Here is a 25,513-nt window from a genome sequence, read left to right as displayed (position 1 = left end):
CGGCGCGCCACAGTGGGCCCATGACCCGACTCCTCGTGCTCGGCGGTTCCGACTTCGTGGGGCGCGCCGTCGTCGACGACGCCCTCGCCCGCGGCTGGGACGTCACCGTCCTCAACCGGGGCACCACGCCCGTGCCCGACGGCGTCCGGCAGCTCGTGGGCGACCGCACCCGGCCCGACGGCCTGGACGCGCTGCGCGCGGACGACGTCCCGCAGAAGTGGGACGTCGTCGTCGACACGTGGTCCTGGGCGCCCGCGGCGGCGCGCGACGCCGCCCGGCTCCTCGCCGGCCGCGTGCCGGGCGACGACCGGTACGTCTACGTGTCGTCGCGCTCGGTGTACCCGTTCCCGCGGCCGCGCGGGGCCGACGAGACGTCGGAGATCGTCGACGGCGACCCGGACGACACGACCTCCGACGACTACGCCCGCGCGAAGCGCGGCGCGGAGATCGCCGTGACCGACGCGCTCGGCGACCGGGCGATCCTGCTGCGCGCGGGCCTCATCCTCGGGCCGCGGGAGAACGTCGGCCGCCTGCCGTGGTGGCTGCGTCGCGTCGCGCGCGGCGGTCCGGTGCTCGCCCCCGGGCCCGCCGACCTGCCGCTGCAGTACGTCGACGCGCGCGACCTCGCCGCGTTCGCGCTCGACGTGGCGCTCGCGGGCGTGTCCGGGCCGGTCGACGTCGTCAGCGCGCCCGGGCACACGACCATGGGCGAGCTGCTCGCCGCGTGCGTCGAGGCGACCGCCGACGACGCGGCAGCGGCGGACGACCCGCCCGCCGAGCTCGTGTGGGTCGAGCCGGAGGCCGTCCTCGCGGCCGGGATCGAGCCGTGGACCCAGCTCCCGGTCTGGCTGCCGCCGGGCGAGCTGCACGACGCGCTGCACGGCTCCGACACGTCGCGCGCGGCGGCGCTCGGCCTGCGCACGCGCGACGTGCGCGAGACGGTGCGCGACACGTGGGCGTGGCTCCGCGCCCTCGATGCCGCGGGAGACGCGACGCCGCAACGCACGGACCGCCCCGCCGTCGGCCTCCCGCCGGACCTCGAGGCCGCCGCGCTCCGCGCCGCCGGCCGCGGCTGACCCGCCGACGCGCTGACCCGCTGACCCGCTGACCCGCTGACCCGCTGACCCGCTGACCCGCCGACCCGCCGACCCGCCGACCCGCCGACCAGCCGCCGTCGAGCACGAGCCTGCCCGCAGCCGAACACGACGTTGCTGTCGTTCTCGCCCCGATGGCGACAGCAACGTCGTGTTCGGCGAGGGGGTTGGGTCGGTTCGGTGGGTGTCAGTGCTCCGCGAGGAGCTCGCGGACGCGCGGGATCACCTGCGTGCCGTAGAGCTCGATGCTGCGCAGCATCGTCGAGTGGGGGAGCGTGCCGGTCGAGTACTTGAGGTCGAACCGGCCCGCGCCGAGCAGGCGGACGGTGCGGGCGATCTTGCGGGCCACGGTCTCGGGCGAGCCGACGTAGAGCGAGCCGTCGCGCACGTCGTGGGCGAACCGTCCGCGATGGTAGGCGGGCCAGCCGCGCTCGCGCCCGATGCGGTTGTTCATCGCCGCGAAGTGCTCGTAGACCTCCTCCTGCGCCTGCTCGTCGGTCTCGGCGACGTGGCCCGGCGAGTGCACGCCGATCGGCAGCACGGGCGTGCCGAGCTCCTCGACGGCGCGGTGGTAGAGGTCCACGTAGGGACGGAACCGCTCGGGCTCGCCGCCGATGATCGCGAGCATGAGCCCCAGCCCGTGCCGCGCGGTCCGCACGACCGACTCGGGCGAGCCGCCGACACCGACCCACGTGCGCAGGCGCCCGCTCTCGGTCTTGGGCCAGACCTCCTGGTCGGCGAGCCCGGCGCGCGTCGTGCCCGACCACGTGACCGGACCCTCGTCGAGCAGATGGACGAACAGGTCGAGCTTCTCCTCGAACAGCACCTCGTAGTCGGCGAGGTCGTAGCCGAACAGCGGGAACGACTCGATGAACGACCCACGCCCCAGGATGACCTCCGCGCGCCCGCCGGACAGCGCGTCGAGCGTCGAGAACCGCTCGAAGACGCGCACCGGGTCGTCGGAGCTGAGCACGGTCACTGCGGAGCCGAGGCGGATGCGCGACGTCCGCGTCGCGATCCCGGCGAGCACCACCTCGGGCGCGCTGATGGCGAAGTCCGCGCGGTGGTGCTCCCCGACGCCGAAGAAGTCGACGCCGACCTGGTCCGCGAGCTCCGCCTCCTCGACGACGTCGCGGATGGTGCGAGCGCCGCTGAGGAGCACGCCGTCCGCCCCGGCGGTCACGTCGCCGAAGGTGTCGAGCCCGAGCTCGACCGTCGCGGGGTCCGGTGCGGCCGTCGCGCTCTCGGCGGGGATCGGGGAGGTCGTCTCGTCGGTCATGATCTGCTCCTGCGGTCGGGCGACCGTCGGGGGGCCGGTGCTCTCACCGGTGGCGCGGTCGTGCGCGTCTCAACCGTGCCCGGCCCGCGGATCTTCCGCGACCCGTCCGCGGGCGGCCGGCAGGGACGACGACGGCCGCCGCCCCGGGTGGGACGGCGGCCGTCGGTGCCGCGCCGGCGGACCGGCGGGGACGTCAGTACGTCGCGACGTCGCCGCTCGCGACGAGCGCCGCGATGGCGACGATGTAGATGATGAAGCCGATGGCGCCGAGCACGGTGAAGACGATGCTGAGGATGAGGCCCCACTTGGCGAGCTGGTTGTCGAAGCCCGCCTCCTTGCTCTTCTTGCGCGCGATCGCGCTGACGACGATGCCCGCGATCGCGAAGACGAACGCGAGGACGAAGCCGACGATGCCGAGGGTCTTGCCCGGGTCCTCGATCGGGGCCGAGTAGCCGGCGGGGGCCTGCGGAGCGGCGGGGTACTGCTGGGCCATGGTTCTTCTGCTTTCTGGTGGGGCCGACGTGGTCGAGTCCGGACGGGGCGCGGACGGGGTGCCGTCCGCGCGACTGCGGGGCTCATTGTGGGGCATGACGCCTGTGCGTGAACAGGGGGAGTTCTCCCCGGGTGACGTGAACACAGGACATACAGGACAGGCCGGGCGGATCAGCCCGCCGTCGGGTCGCTCGGGGCGTAGAGACGCAGCGCTCCGCGCCGCATGGTGAGACGGACGGTGACCGGCCCGGTGGGGGCGACGTCGTCGAGCGAGAGCGTCTCGCCGTCGTGCGCGAGCACCACGGGCGGCGACCCGGGGTGCCCGGGCTCGGCGTCGGGGGAGCGGCCCGTCGTGACGGCCTCGCCGTCGGGCCCGACGACCGCGCCGCGCGCGGGGAAGCGGAGCTCCAGGGCCGGGACGGACGTCGCGTCGACCACGAGGTGCCCCCGCACCCCGGGCACGCGCCGCGCGACGCGCGTCCCCGCGTCGCCCGCCGCGACCTCGAGGAACGTGCGCAGCCGGCTCGCGCGCCGCTCGGCCCGGGCCGTGCGGACGTCGAGGACGCCGTCGTCGAGGCGGTGCCGCTCGACCGGTGCGAGGCTCTGCGGGTAGTAGCGGTTGACTCCCGCGAACAGCGACCAGTACTCGCCCTCGTGCCCGTCCACCTCCATGCGCACCCGGTGCGCGCGCCGCAGCACGCGCGCCGCCGCGAGGACGGCCGCCGGCCACTTGCCGAGCCGGTGCTCGTGCTTCTCGCGCTCGGTGACGAGCTCCGGGTAGACACCGGCCGAGAAGGTGTTGAGCACGGTGCGGGGCGGTCCGTCGACCCCGTCGACCTCGAGGTCCGCGACGTCGATCGTCACGCCCGAGCCCGTCCGCACCGCCTCGATCGTCGCGCGCATCGACGTGAGGTCGGCCGCGCGCGCGAAGTGGTTGAGGGTGCCGCCGGGGAGCACGGCGAGCGGGAGGTCGTGCGCGCGCGCCGCCGCGGCCGCGGTCGACACCGTGCCGTCGCCACCGCTGATGCCGAGCGCGCGGGCGCCCCGCGCGACGGCGTCGTCGTACAGACGGCGCAGGTCGTCGCCCTCGGCGAGCACGTGGACGTCGGCGCGGGGGAGCCCGTCGCGGACCGCCGCGAGCGGGTCCTCCTTGAGCAGCCGGCCCGAGCCCGCCGCCGGGTTGACGACGACGAAGAGGCCCGCGCCGTCGTCGAGCGCGGGGACGTCCGCGGGCGGCCCCGCCGGGACGTCGGGGCGCTGCTCGGCACGGCCGGGGACGAGCACCCGACTCGCGAGCGCGACCCCGACGCCCAGCGCCGCCCCCGCGGCGACGTCCGAGAACCAGTGCGAGCCCGTGTGCAGACGCGAGTACAGGACGGCCCCGGCGAGCGGCGTGAGCGCCAGCCCGACCGTCGGCCACTCGATCGCGACGCCCGTGACGAACGCGGCGGCCGACGCCGAGTGGCCCGACGGGAACGAGGGCGACGTCGGGGGGTCCGCCACGCGCCGCCACAGCGGGAGGCCGTCGAGCGACGGGCGCACGCCCCCGAACACGGTCTTGCCGACGACGTTCGCGAGGACGCTCGACACGAGCAGCGAGCCGTAGCCGCGCAGGGCGGCGTCGCGCCCGCGCCGCCCGGTGGCGGCGATCCCGACGGCGGCCCCGGCCCACAGCACGCTGTGGTCGGCCCACGTCGAGAGCCGGGAGAGCGCGGTGTCGGCCGCGGCCCCCAGCGCGCGGCGGTTCGTCCAGCGGTTCACCGCGCGGTCGAGGCGGGCGACGCCGGGGAGCGCCTCGTGCGGCTTGACGATCCCGGTGACACGAGGCATCTCGCCATCGTAGGAAGGGCGGTCGAGGACCGCGCGGCGACGGCGCTCCGGGCCCGCGTGGGCCAGGTGGTCGGCTCAGGCCCCCGCGCGGCTCGTCTCGCCGCGGAGCGTGTCGATGTGCGCCTGCAGGCGCTCCAGCGCGACGGCCACGCCCTCGCCCGCGTCGTGTGCGAGGTCCGTCACGTAGCGGAGCTGGGCGGACGCCGCGTCGAGCGCGACCTGCGCGTCGGCGAGCGCGACGGCGGCGCGACCGTCGGCCGCCTCGTCGTCGTCGGTCGCGCGCTCGAGCGCGGAGCGGGCCTCGTCCGTCGCCGCCTCGACCGACTCGACGGCGTCGAGCACGTCGTTGCGGAGCACGGGGTGCAGGGCGGGGAGCTGGGCGTGCACGCGGTCGAGGTCGTTCCCGATGGTCTCCGTCTGGACCTGCGCGTCGGCGATGAGCTGCTGGACCTCGGCGGCGCTCGCCGTCGAGCACATCGGCAGCATCATGGACAGCGCGAGCAGGCTCGCCGCGGCGAACCGGGCAGACGTGCGCGTGCGCTGCGGCGTCGTGGGCTCGCTCGTCCTCGCTGACATGGCGACAAGTCTCCCGGGCGAACCTGAGAAGCACCAGGGAATCGAGGGCGAATTCATGGAGATTTCGCACACAGCGCACGCAGGAGGCGTCGTCCGGCGGCCCGGACCGGGTTGCGGGCCGCCGGAGCGGACGGTCAGACGCGCGCGAGCCGACGGCGTCGGGCCGCCGCGACCCGCGTCCCGACGAGCCCGTGCCGCGGGCTGAACAGGTACGCGAGCGCGAACGCCACGCCCAGCGCGACGACGACCGTCCCGCCCGACGCCGTGTCGAGGTAGTAGCTGACGTAGATGCCCACGACCCCGCACACCGCCGCGACGAGCGGCGAGATCCACAGCATCCGCGAGAAGCGGTCGGTGAGGAGGTACGCCGTCGCGCCGGGCGTGATGAGCAGCGCGACGACGAGGACCACGCCGACGGCCTGGAGCGCGACGACGACCGTCAGCGCGAGCAGGCCGAGCAGCAGCGCGCCGAGCCGTCGGGGCGAGAGCCCGATCGCGTGCGCGTGCGTCGGGTCGAACGCGTAGAGCGTGAGGTCGCGCCGCTTGAGCACGACGACCGCGAGCGTCACCGCGCCGAGCGCGAGCACCTGGAGCAGGTCCGCACGCGACACCCCGAGCAGGTTGCCGAAGAGGATGTGGTTGAGGTCCGTCTGGCTCGGCGTCACGGAGATGAGGACGAGCCCGAGCGCGAAGAGCGTCGTGAACACGACCCCGATCGCGGCGTCCTCCTTGACGCGCGACGTGTCGCGCACCGCGCCGATGAGCAGCACCGCGAGCAGCCCGAAGACGAGCGCGCCGAGCGCGAACGGCGCCCCCACCACGTACGCGAGCACGACGCCGGGCAGCACGGCGTGCGAGACGGCGTCGCCCATGAGGGACCAGCCCACGAGCACGAGCCAGCACGACAGCACGCCGCACACGATCCCGGCGGTCACCGTGACGGCGAGCGCGGTGCGCAGGAACTCGAACGACAGGGGCTCCAGGAGGGTGGCGAGGAGGTCGGTCACGGGGCCACCTCCACGCCGAACGCGAGCGCGAGGTTCTCGGGCCGCAGGACCTCCGCGGGCGTCGAGTGCAGCAGGACGCGGCGGTGGAGCAGCACCGCCTCGTCGGCGAGCTCGGGCAGCGCGTGCAGGTCGTGCGTCGAGACGAGGACGGTCGCCCCGCCGGCCGCGAGCTCGCGCAGCAGCGTGGTGATCGTCGCCTCCGTGCGCTTGTCCACGCCGGCGAACGGCTCGTCGAGCAGGAGGATCGTCGCGCCCTGCGCGAGCCCCCGGGCGACGAACGCGCGCTTGCGCTGCCCGCCCGAGAGCGCGCCGATCTGCCGGTCGGCGAGGTCGGTGAGCTCGACGCGCGCGAGCGCGTGCTCGACCGCCTCCCGGTCCGCGGGCCGCGTGCGCCGCGTGAAGCCCTGGTAGCCGTAGCGGCCCGTCATGACGACGTCGCGCACGCTCAGCGGGAAGGCCCAGTCGACGTCCTCGCTCTGCGGCACGTACCCCACCGCCTGGGCGCGCCGGGCGCGCGCGGGGGGTGCGCCGTCGACCAGGACGGTGCCGCGGTCCGGCCGGACCATGCCCATGACCGCCTTGAACAGCGTCGACTTGCCCGAGCCGTTCATGCCGACGAGCCCGCATACCGTCCCCGGCCCGTGCGAGGACCCCAGGGCGAGGGTCGCGCCGTCGAGCGCGAGGACGTCGCCGTAGTGGACGGTGAGGTCGCGCACGTCGATCGCGGGCGTGCCCGACGGCGCCCGCCCGCCCGCGCTCACGCGTCACCGCCCGCGGTGGTGCCCGTGAGGCCCGCGACGATGGTCTCGGTGTCGTGGCGCAGGAGGTCGAGGTAGGTCGGCACGGGGCCGTCGGGCGCGGAGAGGGAGTCGACGTAGAGCGTCCCGCCGAACGCCGCGCCGGACTCGCGCGCGACCTGCTGCATCGCGTCGTCGGAGACGGTGGACTCGCAGAACACGGCGGGGACGTCGTGCTGCTCGACGAACTCGATCGCGCCGACGACCGACTGCGGCGTCGCCTGCTGCTCGGCGTTGACCGCCCACAGGTACTTCTCAGCGAGCCCGGCGTCGCGCGCGAGGTACGGGAACGCGCCCTCGCACGTGACCAGCGCGCGGTGGCCCTCGGGCAGTGCGTCGAGCGCCGTCGTGAGCTCGTCGTGCACGGCGGCGAGCTCGGCGGAGTAGGCCGCGGCGTTCGCCGCGTAGTCGTCGGCGTGGGCCGGGTCGAGCTCCGCGAAGGCGTCGGCCATGTTCTGCACGTAGACCTGCGCGTTCACGGGCGACATCCAGGCGTGCGGGTTCTCCTTGCCCTGGTACTCCTCGGCGGTGTCGTCGCCGAGCGCGATGGGCTCGACGCCCTCGCTCACGACGACGTGCGGCACGTCGAGCCCGTCGACGAACCGCCCGAACCACGCCTCGAGCCCCATGCCGTTGTCGAGGATGAGGTCGGCGTCCGCCGCCTTGCGGACGTCGCCGGGCGTCGGCTCGTAGCCGTGGATCTCCGCCCCGACCTTCGTGATCGACTCGACGCGCAGGTGGTCGCCCGCCACGTTCTCCGCCATGTCGGCGAGCACGGTGAACGTCGTGAGCACGACGGGCCGGCCGTCGTCGGGCGGGGTCGCCCCCGCGTCCGTGGCGCTCGAGCAGCCGCTCAGCGTCGCCGCGGCGAGGAGCGCGACGGCTGCGGCAGCGCGGGATGCGGACCTCCGCGTCGAAAAGTTCGGCATACCGAAAAATCTAGTCGGCACGTCGGCCGCACGCAACGCCGCTGCCACCCCGGTCCGCCGAGGTAGAGCCCAGGTCCCGCGAGGTAGAGCCCTGGTCCCGCGAGGTAGAGCCCTGGTCCCGCGAGGTAGAGCCCTGGTTCAGCGAGGGAAGAGACCAGGGCTCTACCTCGGCAGACCGGAGCTCTACCTCGGCAGACCAGAGCTCTACCTCGGTGCGGACGGGGCGGTCGGGGCGGTCGGGCCCGCCGGGCGGGTCGGGGTGGGGCGGGCGCCGAGGCGGCGGCTCACCTCGGCGGCGGCGCGCCCGACGGCGGCGGCGAGCTCCGCGCGGCGGGCGGGCGGGGCGTCGTCGGCCCAGAAGGTGAGGGCGATACCGGCGACGGGGAGCCCGGTGTGGTCGACGGCCGCGTGCGCGACGGACGCGAGGCCCGGGGTGACCTCGCCGTCCTCCTCGGCCCAGCCGCGCCGTCGGACGCCGCGCAGCACCTCGCGCAGGGCGCCGAGGGTCTGCGGCCCGACGCCGGTGCGGTCGGCGAACGCGGCGGCCCCGGGGAAGAGGGCGCGGACCTGGGCCGCGGGGAGGCCGGCGAGGACGGCGCGCCCGCTCGCGGTGAGGTGCGCGGGGAGGCGCACGTCGACGTCGGTCACGAGCGTGGGGCGGCGCGGCGCGCGCTGCTCGACGAGGTAGAGGACCTCGCGCCCGTTGAGGACGGCGAGGTGCGCGCTCTCGCCGGTCGACTCGACGAGGCGCGCGACGACGGGCCGCGCGAGCCGCGCGAGGGGCGCCTGCCGCGCGTACGCCGACCCGAGCGCGAGCGACGCCGTCCCGAGCCCGTAGCGGTGCTCTTCGGGCAGGTGGGTCACGAACCCCTCGTCGACGAGGACGGACAGCAGGTGGTAGACGGTCGAGCGGGGCAGCCCGAGACCCTGCGCGACGGCGGCCGCGGGCGACGGGCCCGCCTGCGCGGCGAGGAACGCGAGCACGCGCACGGCCTGGCGCGCGGCGGGGACGTCGCTCGGCATGGAGGCCACGGTAGGCCCGTGGCACGATCGAGGCGTGACGACGACGCCCGACGACCAGCGCCTGCGCGACCTCGCGCGCCTGCGGCGCGTGCGCGACCGGATCGACCGCGAGTACGCGCAGCCGCTCGACGTCACGGCGCTCGCGGCCGGCGTGCACGTGTCGGCCGGGCACCTGAGCCGCGAGTTCAAGGCGGCGTACGGGGAGTCGGTGTACGCGTACCTCATGACGCGGCGGATCGAGCGCGCCAAGGCCCTGCTGCGTCGCGGCGACCTGAGCGTCACGGACGTGTGCTTCGCGGTGGGGTGCTCGTCCCTGGGGACGTTCAGCACGCGCTTCACCGAGCTCGTCGGCGTGCCGCCGAGCGTGTACCGACGGCGTGCGGCCGCGTCCGACGCCGGGTCACCGGCTCCCGCGGAGTCGCGGACGGCCGCGGCGGCGGGCACCGCGCACGGCGCTGCACCGGGCGCGCTGTCGGGCACGGCGTCCGCCGCCGAGGCGGGCGCCGTCCCCGGCGCGGAGCGGCTGGACGGGCTGCCGGCGTGCGTCGCGCGACGCGTCACGCGACCGGTCAGGAATCGAGAAGCGCAGGCCGGGCGGCGGTCCTAGCGTCGTTCTCATGAACCTCACCATCAACTCCAGCTTCCTGCCCCAGACCGACCCCGACGCGTCGCTCGCGTTCTACCGCGACGTGCTCGGCTTCGAGGTGCGCAACGACGTCGGCTACGAGGGGATGCGGTGGATCACCGTGGGCCCCGCCGACCAGCCGGACACCGCGATCGTGCTGCACCCGCCGGCCGCGACCCCGGGCCTCAACGACGACGACAAGCGCGCCCTCCTGGAGATCGTGGCCAAGGGCGCGTACTTCGGCGTCAACCTCGCGACGCCCGACGTCGACGAGACGTTCGCCCGGATCGAGGCCGCGGGGGCGGAGGTCGTGCAGGAGCCGATCGACCAGCCGTACGGCGTGCGCGACTGCGCCTTCCGCGACCCGGCGGGCAACGAGATCCGCATCCAGCAGCGCTCCTGACCTCCGCACCGCCGCGGTCCCGTCCAGGCGCCCCGGTTGCGCGCCGCCGTCGCGGACGGCGCGATGAGTTCCGACCGCCCGGCCGGTCCTCACCCCGGGACGTCCACGCACCGCACCCATCCACGCGCCGACCGACCGGCTCTCCGGCAGACTCTCCCCGGGCTGCCGGGAGCGGGCGGTCGGTGCCGTCGACCGGTCCTCCGACCGCGCGACGAGGCTCGACGACGAGGAGACACGCATGAGCACGGCCACGACGACGGGAACCCCGACCTCGGAGCGCCAGGACCCCGACGCGCACGACGTCATCCGGGTCCAGGGGGCGCGGGCGAACAACCTGCAGGACGTGAGCGTCGAGATCCCCAAGCGGCGTCTCACGGTGTTCACGGGCGTCTCCGGGTCGGGCAAGAGCTCGCTCGTGTTCGACACCGTCGCGGCCGAGTCGCAGCGCCTCATCAACGAGACCTACCCGGCGTTCCTCCAGGGCTTCATGCCCACGCTGGACCGCCCCGACGTCGACGTGCTCGAAGGGCTCACGACGGCGATCGTCGTGGACCAGGAGCGGCTGGGCGCCAACCCGCGCTCCACGGTGGGCACGGTGACCGACGCGAACGCGATCCTGCGGGTGCTGTTCAGCCGGTTCGGCGAGCCGCAGGTCGGCCCGCCCACGGCGTTCTCCTTCAACATCCCCGCGCGCAAGGCGAGCGGCATCATGACGTCGGCCACCGGCGAGAAGACGATCGTCCGCAACGCGATCTACCACGGCGGCATGTGCCCGCGGTGCGAGGGTCGCGGCGCGGTCTCGGACCTCGACCTCACGGAGATCTTCGACGACTCCAAGTCGCTGCGCGACGGCGCGATCAAGGTCCCGGGGTACACCGCCGACGGGTGGATGGTGCGCGGGTTCGCCGAGTCGGGGTTCTTCCCGGGCGACCGGCCCATCCGCGAGTTCACCGACCAGCAGATGCAGGACTTCCTCTACAAGGAGCCCACCAAGATCAAGGCGATGGGGATCAACGTCACCTACGAGGGCCTCATCCCCAAGATCCAGAAGTCGATGTTCTCCAAGGACGTCGACTCGCTCCAGCCGCACGTCCGCGCGTTCGTCGAGCGCGCGGCGACGTTCGCGCCGTGCCCCGACTGCGGTGGCACGCGCCTGTCCGAGTCGGCGCGCTCGTCGAAGATCCGCGGGGTCAACATCGCGGACCTGTGCGCGATGCAGATCACCGACCTCGCCGCGTGGATCCGCGACCTCGACGACCCGCACATGGCGCCCGTCGTCAACGCCCTCGGCGAGAACCTCGCGTCGTTCGTCGAGCTCGGGCTGGGCTACCTCAGCCTCGACCGGCCGTCGGGCACGCTGTCGGGCGGCGAGTCGCAGCGCATCAAGATGCTGCGCCACCTCGGGTCGTCGCTCACCGACGTCACCTACGTCTTCGACGAGCCGACCATCGGCCTGCACCCGCACGACATCGACCGCATGAACGGCCTCCTGCTCCAGCTGCGCGACAAGGGCAACACGGTCCTCGTCGTCGAGCACAAGCCGGAGACGATCGTCGTCGCGGACCACGTCGTCGACCTCGGCCCCGGTGCGGGCACGGCCGGCGGCCGGGTGACGTTCGAGGGCACGGTCGAGGGGCTGCGCGAGAGCGACACCGTCACCGGGCGCCACCTCGACGACCGCGCGACGCTCAAGGAGGAGGTGCGCTCGCCGTCGGGCGCGCTGGAGATCCGCGGCGCGGACGCGCACAACCTGCAGGACGTAGACGTCGACATCCCGCTCGGGGTGCTCGTCGTGCTGACCGGGGTGGCCGGGTCGGGCAAGAGCTCGCTCGTCGAGGGGTCGGTGTCGCGGCGCGAGGGCGTCGTGACGATCGACCAGAGCGCGGTGCGGGGGTCGCGCCGGAGCAACCCCGCGACCTACACGGGCCTGCTGGAGCCGATCCGCAAGGCCTTCGCCAAGGCGAACGGCGTCAAGCCCGCCCTGTTCAGCGCGAACTCCGAGGGCGCGTGCCCCGAGTGCAAGGGCGCGGGCGTCATCTACACCGAGCTCGGCTTCATGGAGACCGTCTCGACCCCGTGCGAGGACTGCGGGGGCCGCCGGTTCCAGGCCGCGGTGCTCGACTACACGCTCGGCGGGCTGAACATCGCCGACGTGCTGGACCTCCCGGTCGCGAAGGCGCGCGCGTTCTTCTCGTCCGGCGAGGGCAAGGTGCCGGCCGCCGCGGCGATCCTCGAGCGCCTCGACGACGTCGGCCTCGGGTACGTGAGCCTCGGCCAGCCCCTCACGACGCTGTCCGGCGGCGAGCGCCAGCGCCTCAAGCTCGCGACCCACCTCGGTGACAAGGGCGGCGTGATCGTGCTCGACGAGCCGACGACCGGCCTCCACCTCGCCGACGTGCAGAACCTCCTAGGGCTCCTCGACCGGATCGTCGACGCGGGCAAGTCCGTCATCGTCATCGAGCACCACCAGGCCGTCATGGCGCACGCGGACTGGATCATCGACCTCGGCCCCGGCGCCGGGCACGACGGCGGTCGCGTCGTCTTCGAGGGCACCCCGGCCGACCTCGTGGCGGCCCGCTCCACCCTGACGGGCGAGCACCTCGCGGCCTACGTGAACGCCTGACCCGCTGCCCCCGGCCTCTCCGCCGCCCGCCCCTCCACACCCCCCGCCCGGTGCCGAACAGGTGATCGTGGCGCGTCCCGGGCAGCTGACGCGCCACGACCGCCTGCTCGGCTCGCCGGGATGGCCTGGTCAGCGGCGGCGTCGGCGGCGGCGTCGGTAGCTGCGGTAGAGGGCTGGCTGCTGCGGTCGGGGAGGGAACAGGGGGCCTGTCTGGCATCCCAGACTGAACCTGTCGCAGCGGGCTCCCGGCGCGTCGAGGCGCGGTGTGTCCTGGGGGCATGGCAGCGACGACGCACTCCCCGGCCGTCTCCGACCCGGCCCGCGCCGCGCGCGTCGTCGTCGTGGGCGACGGCCCGCTGACGATCGACGACGTGGTCGACGTCGCGCGGCACGGCGCGCGCGTCCGGCTCGCGGACGCGGCGGTCGAGGCGATGGCGGCGAGCCGCGCCGTCGTCGAGGGGCTCGCGGACGACGACCGCCCGCACTACGGCGTCTCGACCGGGTTCGGGGCGCTCGCGCGGCGCCACATCCCGGTCGAGCGGCGCGCGCAGCTCCAGCTGAGCCTCGTGCGGTCGCACGCGGCGGGGTCGGGGCCGGAGGTCGAGCGCGAGGTCGTGCGGGCGCTCCAGCTCCTGCGGCTCGCGACCCTGGCGACCGGGCGCACCGGGGCGCGCCCCGTCGTCGCGCAGACGTACGCCGCGATGCTCGACGCCGGGATCACGCCCGTGGTGCGGGAGTTCGGCTCGCTCGGCTGCTCGGGCGACCTCGCACCCCTCGCGCACGTGGCGCTCGCGGCGCTCGGCGAGGGCGAGGTCCGGGACGCGACGGGAGCCGTCGTGCCCGCCGCGGACGCGCTCGCCGCGGCCGGGATCGCGCCGCTCGCGCTGCGCGAGAAGGAGGGCCTCGCGCTCATCAACGGCACCGACGGCATGCTCGGGATGCTCGCGCTCGCGCTGCACGACCTGCGGTCCCTGCTCACGACGGCCGACGTCGCGGCCGCGGCGAGCGTCGAGGCGCTGCTCGGCTCGGACGCGCCGTTCGCGGCCGACCTCGTGGCGATGCGGCCGCACCCCGGCCAGGCGGCGTCGGCCGCGAACCTGCGCGCGCTGCTCGACGGCTCGCCCGTCGTGGCGAGCCACCGCACGCTCGACGCCGACGGCCGGCCCGAGTGCACGCGCGTGCAGGACGCCTACTCGCTGCGGTGCGCGCCCCAGGTGCACGGCGCCGCGCGCGACACGCTCGACCACGCGACCGCCGTCGCGCGCCGGGAGCTCGCGGCGGCGATCGACAACCCGGTCGTCACGGTGGACGGGCGCGTCGAGTCGAACGGCAACTTCCACGGGGCCCCGGTCGCGTACGTGCTCGACTTCCTCGCGATCGCGGCGGCCGACGTCGCGAGCATGAGCGAGCGCCGCACGGACCGGTTCCTCGACAAGGCCCGCAACGAGGGCCTGCCGCCGTTCCTCGCCGACGACCCGGGCGTCGACTCCGGCCTGATGATCGCGCAGTACACGGCGGCGGGGATCGTCTCGGAGCTCAAGCGGCTCGCGGTGCCGTCGAGCGTCGACTCGATCCCGTCGTCGGCCATGCAGGAGGACCACGTGTCCATGGGCTGGGCCGGGGCGCGCAAGCTCCGCCGTGCCGTCGACGGGCTGGGCCGCGTCCTCGCGATCGAGCTGCTCGCCGCGACGCGCGCCCTCGACCTCCGCTGCGACGCCGGGTCCCTGCACCCCGCGCGGGGGACCGGCGCCGTCCGCGACCTCGTGCGCACGGCCGCCGCGGGACCCGGACCGGACCGCTACCTCGCGCCCGAGATCGAGGCCGTGACCCACCTCGTCGCGACGGGTGCCGTGACCGCGGCGGCGAGCGCCGCCGTCGGGCACCTGGCCTGAGACCCACCCGACCCGAAGGAGCGAGACGACCATGGCCCACGAGCCGACCCACCGCCTCGGCACGCCCGTCCCCGTCCGCGCCCCGCGCGGCACGACCCTCACCGCGCGGTCGTGGCAGACCGAGGCGCCGCTGCGGATGCTCATGAACAACCTCGACCCCGAGGTCGCGGAGCGGCCCGACGACCTCGTCGTCTACGGCGGCACCGGCCGGGCGGCACGCGACTGGCCGAGCTACCACGCGATCGTCCGCACGCTCACGACGCTCGCGGACGACGAGACGCTCCTCGTGCAGTCGGGCAAGCCGGTCGGGGTGCTGCGGACGCACGAGTGGGCGCCGCGCGTGCTGCTCGCGAACAGCAACCTCGTGGGGGACTGGGCGACGTGGCCCGAGTTCCGCCGGCTCGAGGCGACGGGCCTGACGATGTACGGGCAGATGACGGCGGGGTCGTGGATCTACATCGGCGCGCAGGGCATCCTCCAGGGCACGTACGAGACGCTCGCCGCGGTCGCCGCGAAGCTCGCCGCCCGCCAGGGCGGGCAGGGGCTCAGTGGCGGGACCCTCGCCGGGACGCTCACGCTCACCGGCGGGTGCGGCGGGATGGGCGGCGCGCAGCCGCTCGCGGTGACGCTCAACGGCGGCGCGTGCCTCGTGGTCGACGTCGACCGGTCGCGCCTCCACCGGCGCGTGCGCGAGCGGTACCTCGACGTCGTCGCCGACGACCTCGACGCCGCGGTCCGGCTCGTCGAGGACGCGCGGCGCGAGCGCCGGGCGCTGTCGGTGGGGGTCGAGGGGAACAGCGCGACGGTCGTGCCGGAGCTGCTGCGACGCGGGGTCGAGGTCGACGTCGTCACGGACCAGACGTCGGCGCACGACCCGTTGTCGTACCTGCCGGTCGGGGTGGACCTCGCGGACTGGTCCGACTATGCCGCCGCGAAGCCCGACGAGCTCACCGACCGCGCGCGCGAGTCCATGGCCCGGCACGTGGAAGGGATGGTCGGGTTCCTCGACGCGGGCGCCGAGGTGTTCGACTACGGCAACTCGATCCGCGACGAGGCGCGCCGCGGCGGGTACGACCGGGCGTTCGACTTCCCGGGGTTCGTGCCCGCGTACATCCGGCCGCTGTTCGCGCAGGGCAAGGGCCCCTTCCGGTGGGCCGCGCTCTCGGGCGACCCGCGCGACATCGCCGCGACCGACGCCGCCGTGCTCGACCTGTTCGACGACGACCACCTCCACCGCTGGATCCGCGCCGCCCAGGAGCGCGTCGCGTTCCAGGGCCTGCCCGCGCGCATCTGCTGGCTCGGGCACGGCGAGCGCGACCGCGCCGGACTGGCGTTCAACGACCTCGTCGCGTCGGGCGCGGTGCGCGCGCCGGTCGTCATCGGCCGCGACCACCTCGACGCCGGGTCGGTCGCGTCCCCGTACCGCGAGACGGAGGCCATGGCCGACGGCTCCGACGCGATCGCCGACTGGCCCCTGCTCAACGCGCTCACGGCCGCGTCGTCGGGCGCGACGTGGGTCTCGATCCACCAGGGCGGCGGCGTCGGCATGGGCCGCTCGATCCACGCGGGCCAGGTGTCCGTCGCGGACGGTACGCCGCTCGCCGCGGCCAAGCTCGCGCGCGTGCTCTCGAACGACCCGGGCCTCGGGGTGCTGCGCCACGTCGACGCCGGGTACGACGACGCGGTCGCCGCCGCCGAGCGCGGCGGCCTCCGCATCCCCGCGCGGGAGACGCCGTGACAGGACGCCGCGCGGCGGGCACGTCCTCGGGGCCCGGGTCGACGCTCGTCACCGGCATCGGCGAGCTGACGACCAACGCCCCGGGCGGCCCCGGCACGCGCGACGGCGACCCGACCGGCCTGGTGACGGACGCCGTCGTGCTGCTCGACGGCGGCCGGGTCGCCTGGGCGGGCCCGGCCCGGGAGGCGCGGGACGCCGTCGGGCACGCGCTGGACGGACGGGAGCCGGACGTGACCGTCGACGCGGGCGGGCGCGCGGTGCTCCCCGGGTTCGTCGACTCGCACACCCACCTCGTGTTCGCGGGCGACCGCGCCGCCGAGTTCGAGGCGCGCATGGCCGGGCGCCCGTACGAGGCGGGCGGCATCCGGTCGACCGTCGCCGCGACGCGCGCCGCGTCCGACGACGTGCTCCGCGCCGGGCTGGCCCGGCACCTCGACGAGGCGGCCCGCCAGGGCACGACCACGGTCGAGGTGAAGGGCGGCTACGGCCTCACCGTCGCGGACGAGGAGCGGTCCGTGCGGCTCGCGCGCGAGGTGACGCCCGAGGTGACGTTCCTCGGGGCGCACGTCGTGCCGGTGGAGTTCGCGGGCCGGGCCGACGCGTACGTCGACCTCGTGTGCGGGGAGATGCTCGCCATGTGCGCGCCGCACGCCCGGTGGGTCGACGTGTTCTGCGAGACCGGCGCGTTCACGCCCGAGCAGTCGCGCCGCGTGCTCGAGGCCGGGGCCGCCGCCGGGCTCGGCGTGCGCGTGCACGCGAACCAGCTCGCCCCGGGGGAGGGGGTGCGCCTCGCCGTCGGGCTGGGCGCCGCCGCGGTGGACCACTGCACGTACCTCACCGACGACGACGTCGCGGCGCTCGCCGGCTCGTGGACCGACGGCGGGACGCGGCCGGACGGGACGTCGGGAGCGGTCGCCGGGACCGTCGCGACCCTGCTCCCGGGCGTCGAGTTCTCCACGCGCCAGCCCTACCCCGACGCGCGACGCCTCCTCGACGCGGGGGCCGTCGTCGCGCTCGCGAGCGACTGCAACCCCGGGTCGAGCTTCACGTCGTCGATGCCGCTGTGCGTGGCACTCGCGGTCCGCGAGATGCGGATGACCGTCGCCGAGGCCGTGTGGTCCGCGACGGCGGGCGGCGCGCTCGCGCTGCGGCGGGACGACGTCGGCCACCTCGCCCCCGGCGCCCGGGCCGACGTCGTGCTGCTCGACGCCCCGAGCCGCACCCACCTCGCCTACCGCCCCGGCGTCCCGCTGATAGCGAAGACGTGGAGGTCTGGCCACCCCCACCCCTGACCCACCCCCACCCCTGACCCACCCGGCGTCGAACAGGTGGTCCGGGTGCGTCCGGGTCGCGTGTCGTGCCAGGACCACCTGGTGGACCCGCCGGAACCGCCTGTTCGGCGGAGGCGCCTACGTCCGCAGCGGCTCCGGGGTCGGCGGATGAAGGGTGAGGCCGGCCGCGAGCTCCAGGACGCAGAGGGCGGCGAGGCGGACCGTGCGGCCGTCGGGGGCGTCGGCCGTCGCGTCGACCTCGACGACGTCGGCGGAGCGGAGCCGGTCGTCGAGCGCCGCGGCCCGGACGAGGGCGCGCAGCTCCCACGCCGCGATCCCGCCCGGGACGCTCGCGGGGCAGCCCGGGGCGACGGAGCAGTCGCACACGTCGACGTCCACGTCGAGGTGCACCGGCCCGCCCGCGGCGCCCGCGACCTCCATGGCCGCCCGCATCACGTCCTGGGGCCCGCGCCGGCGCAGCTCGTCGACGTGCACGACGGTGATCCCCAGCTCGACGGCGCGGCGCGCGTACTCGGCGGAGTTCGCGAAGTCCGCGATGCCGACCTGCACGACCCGCCGCGGGTCGAGCCCCGCCTCGACCAGACGCCGCACCGGCGACCCGTTGGACACGCCGTCGCGCAGGTCGTGGTGGGCGTCGAGCGTGACGAGGCCCGCGGTGGCGACGTCGTCGCCCCACGCGCCGAGCGCGGTCGCGACGGTCACGGAGTTGTCGCCGCCCAGCGCGACGAGGAGACGTGCGTGCCCCAGCGCGGCGCGGACCGCCGCGCGCGTCCGGGCCTCGCCCTCCGCGCCGTCGGGCTCGTCGACGTCGCCGAGGTCGGCGAACGTGAGCTCGGCGAGGTCGACGGGGCCGGTCCGCTCCGCGGGACCGCCCGAGGCGACGGGTCGCACGCGGGCGAAGGGGCCGCCGTCGGGCAGCGGGCGGTCGGGGACGAGCGCGGGGCTGAACCTCCGCAGCGCGGCGCGGACGGCGGCGGGCGTCGCGTGCGCGCCGGTCGGCGAGAGCGACGTGCGCCAGGCCGGGACGCCGAGCAGCGCGACGTCGACGGCGTCCCCCGTCGGCCCGGGCCAGTCGCCCGCCCGGGGCCACGAGGGGTCGTGCGGGAGGGCCTGCGCGTCGTCGCTCACGGTCTCGACGCTAGCGGCCCGACGGCGGCCCCGCCCCGCGCGGACGGCACCCTAGTCGCGCGCCGCGTGCACGACGGCGACGGGGTGCGTCGCGTGGTGCAGCACCTCCTGGCTCACGGAGCCGAGGAGCATGCCGCGCAGGTCGCCGCGGCCGCGCGACCCGACGACGGTCAGCGCGGCTCCCGCCGCGGCCTCCCGGAGGGCGACCGACGGCTCGCGGTCGACGACGAACGTCTCCACGAGGACGTCGTCGTGCTCCGCGGTGCGCACGCGCGCGAGCGCGGCCTCCACGGTGCGCGACGCCTCGGCGCGCGCGTCCCGCTCGGCGGCGGTGTAGAACGCGGGGTTCTCCTCCCACAGCGGCCCGGCGGGCAGCCGCCAGGCGCACACCGCGACGACGCGGGAGCGCGTGCGCGCGGCCTCGTCGAGCGCGAACCGGAGCGCGGCGTCACCGTGCACGGACCCGTCGACGCCGACCACGACGTCGGTGGTTCGCTCCACGTGGTCCACGGACGGCGGCACCACGACGACCGGCACCGGCGCGCGGGCGGCCAGCCGGGTCCCGACGGACCCGAAGAACATCGACCCGACGGACCCGAGCCCGCGCGACCCCACGACGACGAGGTCGGCGTCCTTGGCCTCGTCGAGCAGCGCCTCCGAGGGCGGGCCGGAGCGCAGCAGCGTCCGCACAGGCACCGACGCGTCCACACGCGCCGCGCGCTCGGCGGCGGCCGAGAGGATGGGGCCGGCGATCTCGCCGAGCTCCTCGACGCTCGGGTAGTAGGCGCCGCCGACGAACGGCGTCGCGACGACGGGCACGTACGCGACGTGCAGCACGCGCAGCTCCGCGCCCCGACGTGCCGCCTCGTGCACCGCCCAGTCCAGGGCCTTGCCGCTCGTCGTGCTGCCGTCCACACCGACCAGCACGACCTGCTGCGTCGATCCGCTCACCATGACCACCTCGGTCCGTCGTCCCCTTCGTGGCGGTCGTCCCGCCACCTGCCACACCTCCTGGATACCCCGCGCGGGCGGTCCGCCGCACCCGGCGACCGCCCCCGACGCGCGGGACGCTCGGCACGACCCACCGGGACGAAGGTCCCGCACCCGCGGCGCCACGGGCGGGCGCGCGCGAGAATCCCCCTCCGACCGGCTACGTTGAGGGCATGGGCTCTCCCCACCCGATCCGCGTGTTCCTGCTCGACGACCACGAGGTGGTCCGCCGCGGCGTCGCCGCTCTGCTCGAGGCCGCCGGTGACATCACCGTCGTCGGCGAGGCCGGCACCGCCGCCTCCGCGCTCGCCCGCATCAAGGCGACGCGCCCCGACGTCGCGATCCTCGACGTGCGCCTGCCCGACGGCTCGGGCGTCGAGGTGTGCCGCGAGGTGCGCTCCGAGCTGCCCGAGGTCGGCTGCCTCATGCTCACGTCCTTCGCCGACGACGAGGCGCTGTTCCAGGCCGTCCTCGCCGGGGCGTCGGGGTACGTGCTCAAGCAGATCCACGGGTCCGACCTCGTCGGCGCGGTCCGCACGGTCGCGGGGGGCGGGTCGCTGCTCGACCCGGCGAGCACCGCGCGCGTGCTGGAGCGCCTGCGCCACGCCGCGGACGAGACGCCGGACCGCCTCGAGGGCCTGTCCCAGCAGGAGCGCCAGATCGTCGCGCTCATCGGCGAGGGCCTGACGAACCGCGAGATCGGCAAGCGCCTCTACCTCGCGGAGAAGACGGTCAAGAACTACGTCTCCCACGTCCTCGCGACGCTCGGCCTGCAGCGCCGCACCCAGGTCGCGGTCCTCGCGACCGAGATGCGCCAGGAGGAGGCGTCCCGCCAGGGCGCTCCGGGCGCGGGCGGTCCCACCGGGGACCGGCAGCACGGTGGCCCGGCGCAGCGTCCCTGACGGCGGGCCCGACCCGCAGGGCGGGACGGGGCCCGAGGGCTCGCCCGCGCACGGTCCGGGGGCCGACGCCCGCGGACCGGGCGACCGCGCGGCGTCGGGACCTTCGGCACTCCCGGATCTGACACCGCGGCGCGACGATGTGGAGATGGACACAGTCGAGCGGACCGGGACAGGGGCACCGGTGGGGAGCGGGGGGCTCGCGACGGCCGAGCGCCCGCGCGCCTCGGCAGGGCTCGCGGAGCTCACGCCGGAGGAGAGCTACGCGCTCCTCGCGACCGTCCCCGTGGGCAGGATCGTCTACACCGACCACGCGCTGCCGGCGATCCAGCCGGTGAACTTCGTGCTCGACGGCCCGGACGTCGTGTTCCGGACCGCGGAGGGCTCGAAGCTCGCGGTGGCCGCCAGCCGCGCCGTCGTGGCGTTCGAGGTCGACTCGTTCGACGCCGACGCCCGCTCCGGGTGGTCCGTCGTGCTCGTCGGCCGCACGTTCGAGGTCACGGAGCCGGTGGAGCGCGCGCGGCTGCTCGCGCTGCCGCTCGTCACCTTCGTGCCCGGCGCGCGCGACCGCGTCATCAAGGTCGTGCCGCGCATCGTGACCGGCCGGAGGATCCTGCGCTGACCGGCGGCCCGCGCACTACGCTCGCCCGGTGACTGCGACGATCGAGGTGCGTGCCGGGACGCCCGCGGACTGGCCCGGCATCTGGCGGGCGCTCGAGCCGGTCTTCCGCGCGGGCGAGACGTACACGTACCCGCGCGACATCACCGAGGCCGACGCCCGGGCCGCGTGGCTCGACGCCCCGGGCGCGCGCGTCCTCGTGGCGGTCCCGGCGGAGGACGGCGCCCGCGGCACCGTGCTCGGCACGGCGAAGTACCTGCCCAACCACCCCGGTGCCGGGGCGCACGTCGCGAACGCGAGCTTCGTCGTCGGGCCCGACGGCGCCGGGCGTGGCGTCGGGCGGGCGCTCGCGCGCGCCGTGCTCGACGGTGCGCGCGCCGACGGCTACCGGGCGATGCAGTTCAACGCGGTCGTGGAGACGAACGAGCGCGCGGTCCGGCTCTGGGAGTCGCTGGGGTTCACGATCCTCGCCACCGTCCCCGAGGCGTTCGACCACCCGGTGCACGGGCTCGTCGGCCTGCACGTCATGCACCGGACGCTCTGAGCACCCGTCCCCGCGGGCGCGTCAGCCGAGCGGCACCCACCACTCGAGGCGCGTGCCGCCGTCGGGCCGGGCGGTGGCGGTGCTCGACCCGCCGAGCGCGGCGGCGCGCGCCTGCATGTTCCGCAGGCCGGAGCGCCGTCCGCCGGGCTGGATGCCCACGCCGTCGTCGGTGACGGTGAGGCGCGCCTCGTGCGCGGTCACGGCCAGGTGCACGACGACGCGGCTCGCCTGCGCGTGCCGGGCCACGTTGGTCAGGGCCTCGCCCAGCACGACGACGAGCTGGTCCGCGACCTCGGCCGGCAGGCTCGGGCCGCCGTCGGTGACGCCCGCGCCCGACCCCTCGGCCGCGACCTCGACGTCGACCTCGGGCGCGAACCCGAGCACGGTCGTCGCGGCCTCGGCCTGCGCGCGGAACCGGTCCTCGATCGAGGGCGCGTCCGGGTCCGTGGCCGTGTGCAGCGCGAAGATCGTGGACCGGATCTGCCGGATCGTCTCGTCGAGGTCGGAGACGGTCTCCTCGATGCGCGTGCGCGCGTCCGGGTCGCTGACGAGCGGCTGCACGCTCATGAGCGTCATCGCCGACGCGAAGAGGCGCTGGATGACGACGTCGTGCAGGTCGCGCGCGATCCGGTCGCGGTCCTCCAGGACGCCGACCTGCTTCGCCCGGCCGTAGAGCCGCGCGTTCTCGATGGCGACGCCCGCGGCGGCGGCGAGCGCGACCACGGCCGCCTCGTCCTCCGCGGTGAACTCCTCGCACCCGCCCCCGGGGACCTGCTTGTCGGTGAGGTAGAGGTTGCCGAACACCGTGTCGCGCACCCGCACCGGCACGCCGAGGAACGTGTGCATGGGCGGGTGGCCCTCGGGGAAGCCGGCCGAGCGCACGTCGTCGGCGATCTCCGGGACGCGGATGGGCGCCGGGTGGTCGATGAGCTCGCCCAGCAGACCCTCGCCGTGCGGCCAGTGGTCGATCTCGGCGACCTCGTCGTCCGAGAGGCCCAGGGGGATGAACTGCGCGAGGCGCTCGCGCCCCGAGGCGTCGAGCACCCCGAGCGCGCCGTACCGGGCGCCCGTGAGCTCCATCGCCGCGTCGACGATGCGCCGCAGCACCTGCGGCAGGTCGAGGTCGCTCGTCACCGCCACGACGGCGTCCAGCACGCGTTGCCCGGCGCTGGCCGGCAGGTCGGTCGTTCCGCTCACCCGATGCAGTCTCCCAGACCCCGGCGGTCGGGCGGCACCCGTCTCGCCCGGGGTGTGACGTGGGCGACACCGCCGCGCTATCGTGCGTCCACATCTCGGGACGTCCGACGCCGTCCTGCCGCCGGCCGCACGTCGCCGTCGTGCAGGTCCCGGACCACCGGGCCGTCGACGCAGGGGGCCGAAGGGACGCGGTGCCGCATGCCGACCACCGACCAGGGCGCGGACGTCGCCCCGCACTCCGGGGCGCCCGCCGAGGCCGCGGCGAGCGCCCTCGCGGACCTGCGGTCCGCCGTCGGGCACCTGCACCCCGACGACCCGGCCGAGCTCGTCGCGATCGCCGACGACCTGCGCGCGCTCGGCAGCCCGGCCGCCGCGGTCCCGTTCTACGAGGCGGCCGTCGAGCAGGGCGTGCCCGGGGCCGTGTACCGGCTGGGCGTCGCGCACCACGAGGCGGGCGACGCCGCGGAGGCGTTCCGCTGCTTCGAGCTCGCCGGTCTGGCGGGCGACGCGCTGGGGGCGTTCATGGCCGCGCAGGTCGCGGCGGAGCGCGGCGACCTGCACGCGGCCCGCCGCTGGTACGAGCTCGCGCAGGGTGTCGAGGGCGCGGCCGTGCGGCTCGCGCAGGTGCTCGCCGAGCTGGGGGAGCGCGACGCGGCCGACGACGTCCTCGCGGCGACGTCGGGCGAGAGCTGGGAGGCGGCGGTCGAGCTCGTGCGCAGCGGCGCGCTCGCCCCGGACGCCGCCGTCGCGCTGCTCGAGGGGTGGGCCGGGGCGGGCGAGGCGCGCGTCGCGGCGGCCCTCGCGGACCTCTACGTGCGCGCGCGTCGCGGGCCGGACGCCGAGGACCTGCTCGAGCAGGCGGCGCTCGCCGGCGAGCCGACGGCGCGCACGAGCCTCGGGGTGCTCCGCCTCCGGGCGGGCCGCGTCGCCGAGGCGATGGCCCTGTGGCACGAGGCGGCCGCCCAGGGCGATCCCCAGGCGGCGGAGCTGCTGGCCCGCTTCGGCTGACGCCGGGGTCGCACCGGTCCGGGCGGCCGCGGGCCGGGCACGCAGAAAGGCGCCCGGCGGGCGACCGGCTCCGTCGAGCTGTCGGTCGCCCTGCCGGGCGCGGAGGGCGGGACGTGCGGGTGGTCTCCCCACCGCCCGCACGCCCCTCTTCCCCCGGGAGCGACTCCCTGCAGCGACGGCCTCAGATCGTCGCGCGGTATCGGTCGCCCCGTGGCCCGCCGCACACGGCGGGCGGTCGAACCGTCAGACCAGCCAGGCGTTGCGCTGGACGAACGGGATCCTCTTCCACGTCTTGCCGAGCCCGAGCACGCTGCCCGCCCCGAGGAGCGTGAGAGCGATGATCGTGAGCGACATCGTGATGTGGTCGTCGATGATCGGGTTGGTCACGAGCGGGAGCTCGGCCAGGTACATGAGCAGGAGCAGGAGCGTGCCGCTCACCGCGGCGATGCGCATCCCGATGCCCAGGATCAGGGCGAGCCCGATGCCGAGCAGGCCGACCATGAAGAGCACGTCGATGAACGCGTTCCCCGCGAGGCCGCTGAAGAAGCCCGAGAACGTGCCCTCGAGGTTCGACAGGAAGCCGGTGGTCGGGCTGTTCCCGTTGATCCACGACCGCTCGGCGGGGGTGGCGAACCCGAGCCCGAACGTCTTGTCGAGGAAGGCCCAGAGGAAGTAGAACCCGATCGTGATCCGCAGGACGCCGAGCACCACCTGGGTGGGTCGCGTGGCGCGCTCCGCGAGGCTGAGGGTCTCCGGCTCGGTGCCTTCGACCGTGGGGAGCGGCGCGTTGGCGTTCCGCTCGATCGTCCCCTTCATCACTGTCCCCTCTCATCGACCCGTCCGGTGCGGTCGGGCTCCTGAGACCAAGCAAACCCCTGTGAAGGAAGGGTGGACGTCAGGCAAAAGTCGCCGGGCCCGGGGACCTAGGTCCCCGGCGCGGACGAGGGTCCGGCGATACCGGGCACGGGCCGATCGCGCGCGGCCCGTGCGGTCAGGAGCCCGACGCGTCCTCGAGGTCCGCGCGGAGCTCGTCGACCCGGGTGCGCAGGCTCTCGATCGCGTCGCGCACCGCGGCGTCGGCACCGGAGAGCGAGCCCGCGACGTCGCCCAGTTCGGCGGACGCGTCCTCGAGCGCGGCCTCGGCGTCGGCCAGGCGCTCCTCGGCCTGGGCGCGCGTCTCGTCCGTGGCGGACGCCGCCTCGTCCGCCGCGGCGCGGGCCTCGTCGGCGGCCTCCTGCGCGGACGCGACAGCCTCCTCGGCGCGGGTGCGCGTGTCGTCCGGGAGGGTGCCCAGGTCGTCCGCGAGCGACCGGACGTCCTCGCCGATCGTCTCGACCTGGGAGCGCGCGTCGTCGAGGAACTGCTGGACCCCGTCGCCCGTCAGGGTGAATTCCGGCACGCTCACCGAGCCGTCCTCGGCGCACCCGCCCAGCGCGACGGTCGCGGCGACGGCTGCCCCGAGCGCGAGCGCGCGGGACGTTGACCTGCGGTGACGTGTCGGTGAACTCACGGAGCGATTGTCCACCGC

General features: G+C 75.6%; 23 protein-coding genes and 1 pseudogene. 11 read left to right on the top strand and 13 right to left on the bottom strand.

Going from position 1 to position 25,513, the window contains the following annotated elements:
- The first annotated feature begins 20 nt into the window (after window positions 1–20).
- Window positions 21–1,076 carry an NAD-dependent epimerase/dehydratase family protein gene (locus ACPCUX_RS12825; protein ID WP_423388906.1) on the top strand — a complete coding sequence of 352 codons (1,056 nt, stop codon included), beginning with the start codon at window positions 21–23 and terminating at the stop codon, window positions 1,074–1,076.
- Window positions 1,077–1,281: 205 nt separating this feature from the next.
- Here the strand turns inward: ACPCUX_RS12825 and ACPCUX_RS12820 are convergent, their stop codons facing one another.
- The 8 genes from ACPCUX_RS12820 to ACPCUX_RS12785 form a co-directional block, all read right to left on the bottom strand.
- A complete protein-coding gene (locus ACPCUX_RS12820; protein WP_114553215.1) occupies window positions 1,282–2,373 on the bottom strand; it encodes an LLM class flavin-dependent oxidoreductase in 1,092 nt (363 codons plus the stop codon).
- 193 nt (window positions 2,374–2,566) lie between these two features.
- A complete protein-coding gene (locus ACPCUX_RS12815; RefSeq protein WP_085387084.1) occupies window positions 2,567–2,866 on the bottom strand; it encodes a hypothetical protein in 300 nt (99 codons plus the stop codon).
- A gap of 170 nt (window positions 2,867–3,036) precedes the next feature.
- Window positions 3,037–4,695: a bifunctional phosphatase PAP2/diacylglycerol kinase family protein gene (locus tag ACPCUX_RS12810; RefSeq protein WP_423388905.1), complete on the bottom strand. Its 1,659-nt coding sequence runs from the start codon at window positions 4,693–4,695 to the stop codon at window positions 3,037–3,039.
- A gap of 75 nt (window positions 4,696–4,770) precedes the next feature.
- The gene (locus ACPCUX_RS12805) at window positions 4,771–5,271 is read right to left on the bottom strand and encodes a hypothetical protein (protein ID WP_043658772.1); all 501 of its coding nucleotides are present in this window, start codon (window positions 5,269–5,271) and stop codon (window positions 4,771–4,773) included.
- A gap of 134 nt (window positions 5,272–5,405) precedes the next feature.
- Window positions 5,406–6,278 carry a metal ABC transporter permease gene (locus ACPCUX_RS12800; protein ID WP_061267940.1) on the bottom strand — a complete coding sequence of 291 codons (873 nt, stop codon included), beginning with the start codon at window positions 6,276–6,278 and terminating at the stop codon, window positions 5,406–5,408.
- Complete coding sequence (locus ACPCUX_RS12795; protein WP_021482568.1) at window positions 6,275–7,039, bottom strand: metal ABC transporter ATP-binding protein; 765 nt, start codon at window positions 7,037–7,039, stop codon at window positions 6,275–6,277. Before ACPCUX_RS12795 ends, ACPCUX_RS12800 begins: the two co-directional genes overlap by 4 nt.
- Window positions 7,036–8,004 carry a metal ABC transporter substrate-binding protein gene (locus tag ACPCUX_RS12790; protein WP_423388904.1) on the bottom strand — a complete coding sequence of 323 codons (969 nt, stop codon included), beginning with the start codon at window positions 8,002–8,004 and terminating at the stop codon, window positions 7,036–7,038. The genes ACPCUX_RS12795 and ACPCUX_RS12790 overlap by 4 nt, the downstream gene beginning before the upstream one ends.
- A gap of 204 nt (window positions 8,005–8,208) precedes the next feature.
- Window positions 8,209–9,027, bottom strand: a complete 819-nt coding sequence (locus ACPCUX_RS12785) for an IclR family transcriptional regulator (RefSeq protein WP_423388903.1) — start codon at window positions 9,025–9,027, stop codon at window positions 8,209–8,211.
- Between ACPCUX_RS12785 and ACPCUX_RS12780 the strand changes: the two are divergent.
- The 6 genes and pseudogenes from ACPCUX_RS12780 to hutI all read left to right on the top strand — a co-directional run.
- Window positions 9,026–9,412 (top strand): annotated as a pseudogene (locus ACPCUX_RS12780) (helix-turn-helix transcriptional regulator); the annotation flags it as partial. The gene ACPCUX_RS12785 and the pseudogene ACPCUX_RS12780 sit on opposite strands and share 2 nt — an antisense overlap.
- A 232-nt stretch (window positions 9,413–9,644) precedes the next feature.
- Window positions 9,645–10,055 carry a VOC family protein gene (locus tag ACPCUX_RS12775; protein WP_031316030.1) on the top strand — a complete coding sequence of 137 codons (411 nt, stop codon included), beginning with the start codon at window positions 9,645–9,647 and terminating at the stop codon, window positions 10,053–10,055.
- 238 nt (window positions 10,056–10,293) lie between these two features.
- The gene (locus ACPCUX_RS12770) at window positions 10,294–12,678 is read left to right on the top strand and encodes an ATP-binding cassette domain-containing protein (RefSeq protein WP_423388902.1); all 2,385 of its coding nucleotides are present in this window, start codon (window positions 10,294–10,296) and stop codon (window positions 12,676–12,678) included.
- Between the two features lie 278 nt (window positions 12,679–12,956).
- The gene (gene hutH / locus ACPCUX_RS12765) at window positions 12,957–14,570 is read left to right on the top strand and encodes a histidine ammonia-lyase (RefSeq protein ID WP_423388901.1); all 1,614 of its coding nucleotides are present in this window, start codon (window positions 12,957–12,959) and stop codon (window positions 14,568–14,570) included.
- Between the two features lie 31 nt (window positions 14,571–14,601).
- Window positions 14,602–16,308 (top strand): urocanate hydratase, encoded by a 1,707-nt coding sequence (locus tag ACPCUX_RS12760; RefSeq protein WP_423388900.1) that lies wholly within the window; start codon window positions 14,602–14,604, stop codon window positions 16,306–16,308.
- Window positions 16,305–17,600, top strand: a complete 1,296-nt coding sequence (hutI, locus tag ACPCUX_RS12755) for an imidazolonepropionase (RefSeq protein ID WP_423388899.1) — start codon at window positions 16,305–16,307, stop codon at window positions 17,598–17,600. The genes ACPCUX_RS12760 and hutI overlap by 4 nt, the downstream gene beginning before the upstream one ends.
- Before the next feature lie 117 nt (window positions 17,601–17,717).
- Here hutI and ACPCUX_RS12750 read toward each other — a convergent pair whose 3' ends face one another.
- On the bottom strand, window positions 17,718–18,728 hold the full coding sequence (locus ACPCUX_RS12750; protein ID WP_423388898.1) for an arginase family protein: 1,011 nt from the start codon (window positions 18,726–18,728) through the stop codon (window positions 17,718–17,720).
- A 51-nt stretch (window positions 18,729–18,779) separates the two neighbouring features.
- On the bottom strand, window positions 18,780–19,679 hold the full coding sequence (locus ACPCUX_RS12745) for a universal stress protein (protein WP_170982150.1): 900 nt from the start codon (window positions 19,677–19,679) through the stop codon (window positions 18,780–18,782).
- A 212-nt stretch (window positions 19,680–19,891) separates the two neighbouring features.
- Between ACPCUX_RS12745 and ACPCUX_RS12740 the strand changes: the two genes are divergently transcribed.
- The 3 genes from ACPCUX_RS12740 (at window position 19,892) to ACPCUX_RS12730 (ending at window position 21,780) form a co-directional block, all read left to right on the top strand.
- A complete protein-coding gene (locus ACPCUX_RS12740; RefSeq protein ID WP_194226515.1) occupies window positions 19,892–20,620 on the top strand; it encodes a response regulator transcription factor in 729 nt (242 codons plus the stop codon).
- Between the two features lie 145 nt (window positions 20,621–20,765).
- Window positions 20,766–21,239: a pyridoxamine 5'-phosphate oxidase family protein gene (locus tag ACPCUX_RS12735; RefSeq protein WP_415297436.1), complete on the top strand. Its 474-nt coding sequence runs from the start codon at window positions 20,766–20,768 to the stop codon at window positions 21,237–21,239.
- Between the two features lie 28 nt (window positions 21,240–21,267).
- The gene (locus ACPCUX_RS12730) at window positions 21,268–21,780 is read left to right on the top strand and encodes a GNAT family N-acetyltransferase (RefSeq protein ID WP_061267929.1); all 513 of its coding nucleotides are present in this window, start codon (window positions 21,268–21,270) and stop codon (window positions 21,778–21,780) included.
- A 21-nt stretch (window positions 21,781–21,801) separates the two neighbouring features.
- On the opposite strand, the gene ACPCUX_RS12725 is transcribed toward ACPCUX_RS12730, so the two are convergent.
- On the bottom strand, window positions 21,802–22,977 hold the full coding sequence (locus tag ACPCUX_RS12725) for a GAF domain-containing sensor histidine kinase (protein ID WP_322785372.1): 1,176 nt from the start codon (window positions 22,975–22,977) through the stop codon (window positions 21,802–21,804).
- A gap of 198 nt (window positions 22,978–23,175) precedes the next feature.
- On the opposite strand from ACPCUX_RS12725, the gene ACPCUX_RS12720 reads away from it, so the two are divergent.
- Window positions 23,176–23,985, top strand: a complete 810-nt coding sequence (locus ACPCUX_RS12720; RefSeq protein WP_423388897.1) for a tetratricopeptide repeat protein — start codon at window positions 23,176–23,178, stop codon at window positions 23,983–23,985.
- Window positions 23,986–24,228: 243 nt separating this feature from the next.
- Here ACPCUX_RS12720 and ACPCUX_RS12715 read toward each other — a convergent pair whose 3' ends face one another.
- Window positions 24,229–24,801: a hypothetical protein gene (locus tag ACPCUX_RS12715; RefSeq protein WP_021482147.1), complete on the bottom strand. Its 573-nt coding sequence runs from the start codon at window positions 24,799–24,801 to the stop codon at window positions 24,229–24,231.
- Window positions 24,802–24,976: 175 nt separating this feature from the next.
- Window positions 24,977–25,495 carry a hypothetical protein gene (locus ACPCUX_RS12710; protein WP_423388896.1) on the bottom strand — a complete coding sequence of 173 codons (519 nt, stop codon included), beginning with the start codon at window positions 25,493–25,495 and terminating at the stop codon, window positions 24,977–24,979.
- Window positions 25,496–25,513: the final 18 nt, after the last annotated feature.

It is taken from the genome of Cellulosimicrobium sp. AB352, from assembly GCF_049538415.1.
Taxonomy (GTDB): domain Bacteria; phylum Actinomycetota; class Actinomycetes; order Actinomycetales; family Cellulomonadaceae; genus Cellulosimicrobium; species Cellulosimicrobium funkei.
This window is presented reverse-complemented; position numbering and strand designations above follow the sequence as displayed.

What these genes read in the sequence shown, in the direction of transcription:
- ACPCUX_RS12825 (WP_423388906.1), top strand. Translation starts at nt 21, where the DNA reads ATGACCCGACTCCTCGTGCTCGGCGGTTCCGACTTCGTGGGGCGCGCC.
- ACPCUX_RS12820 (WP_114553215.1), bottom strand. Translation starts at nt 2,373, where the DNA reads ATGACCGACGAGACGACCTCCCCGATCCCCGCCGAGAGCGCGACGGCC.
- ACPCUX_RS12815 (WP_085387084.1), bottom strand. Translation starts at nt 2,866, where the DNA reads ATGGCCCAGCAGTACCCCGCCGCTCCGCAGGCCCCCGCCGGCTACTCG.
- ACPCUX_RS12810 (WP_423388905.1), bottom strand. Translation starts at nt 4,695, where the DNA reads ATGCCTCGTGTCACCGGGATCGTCAAGCCGCACGAGGCGCTCCCCGGC.
- ACPCUX_RS12805 (WP_043658772.1), bottom strand. Translation starts at nt 5,271, where the DNA reads ATGTCAGCGAGGACGAGCGAGCCCACGACGCCGCAGCGCACGCGCACG.
- ACPCUX_RS12790 (WP_423388904.1), bottom strand. Translation starts at nt 8,004, where the DNA reads ATGCCGAACTTTTCGACGCGGAGGTCCGCATCCCGCGCTGCCGCAGCC.
- ACPCUX_RS12785 (WP_423388903.1), bottom strand. Translation starts at nt 9,027, where the DNA reads ATGCCGAGCGACGTCCCCGCCGCGCGCCAGGCCGTGCGCGTGCTCGCG.
- ACPCUX_RS12775 (WP_031316030.1), top strand. Translation starts at nt 9,645, where the DNA reads ATGAACCTCACCATCAACTCCAGCTTCCTGCCCCAGACCGACCCCGAC.
- ACPCUX_RS12770 (WP_423388902.1), top strand. Translation starts at nt 10,294, where the DNA reads ATGAGCACGGCCACGACGACGGGAACCCCGACCTCGGAGCGCCAGGAC.
- hutH (WP_423388901.1), top strand. Translation starts at nt 12,957, where the DNA reads ATGGCAGCGACGACGCACTCCCCGGCCGTCTCCGACCCGGCCCGCGCC.
- ACPCUX_RS12760 (WP_423388900.1), top strand. Translation starts at nt 14,602, where the DNA reads ATGGCCCACGAGCCGACCCACCGCCTCGGCACGCCCGTCCCCGTCCGC.
- ACPCUX_RS12740 (WP_194226515.1), top strand. Translation starts at nt 19,892, where the DNA reads ATGGGCTCTCCCCACCCGATCCGCGTGTTCCTGCTCGACGACCACGAG.
- ACPCUX_RS12735 (WP_415297436.1), top strand. Translation starts at nt 20,766, where the DNA reads ATGGACACAGTCGAGCGGACCGGGACAGGGGCACCGGTGGGGAGCGGG.
- ACPCUX_RS12720 (WP_423388897.1), top strand. Translation starts at nt 23,176, where the DNA reads ATGCCGACCACCGACCAGGGCGCGGACGTCGCCCCGCACTCCGGGGCG.
- ACPCUX_RS12715 (WP_021482147.1), bottom strand. Translation starts at nt 24,801, where the DNA reads ATGAAGGGGACGATCGAGCGGAACGCCAACGCGCCGCTCCCCACGGTC.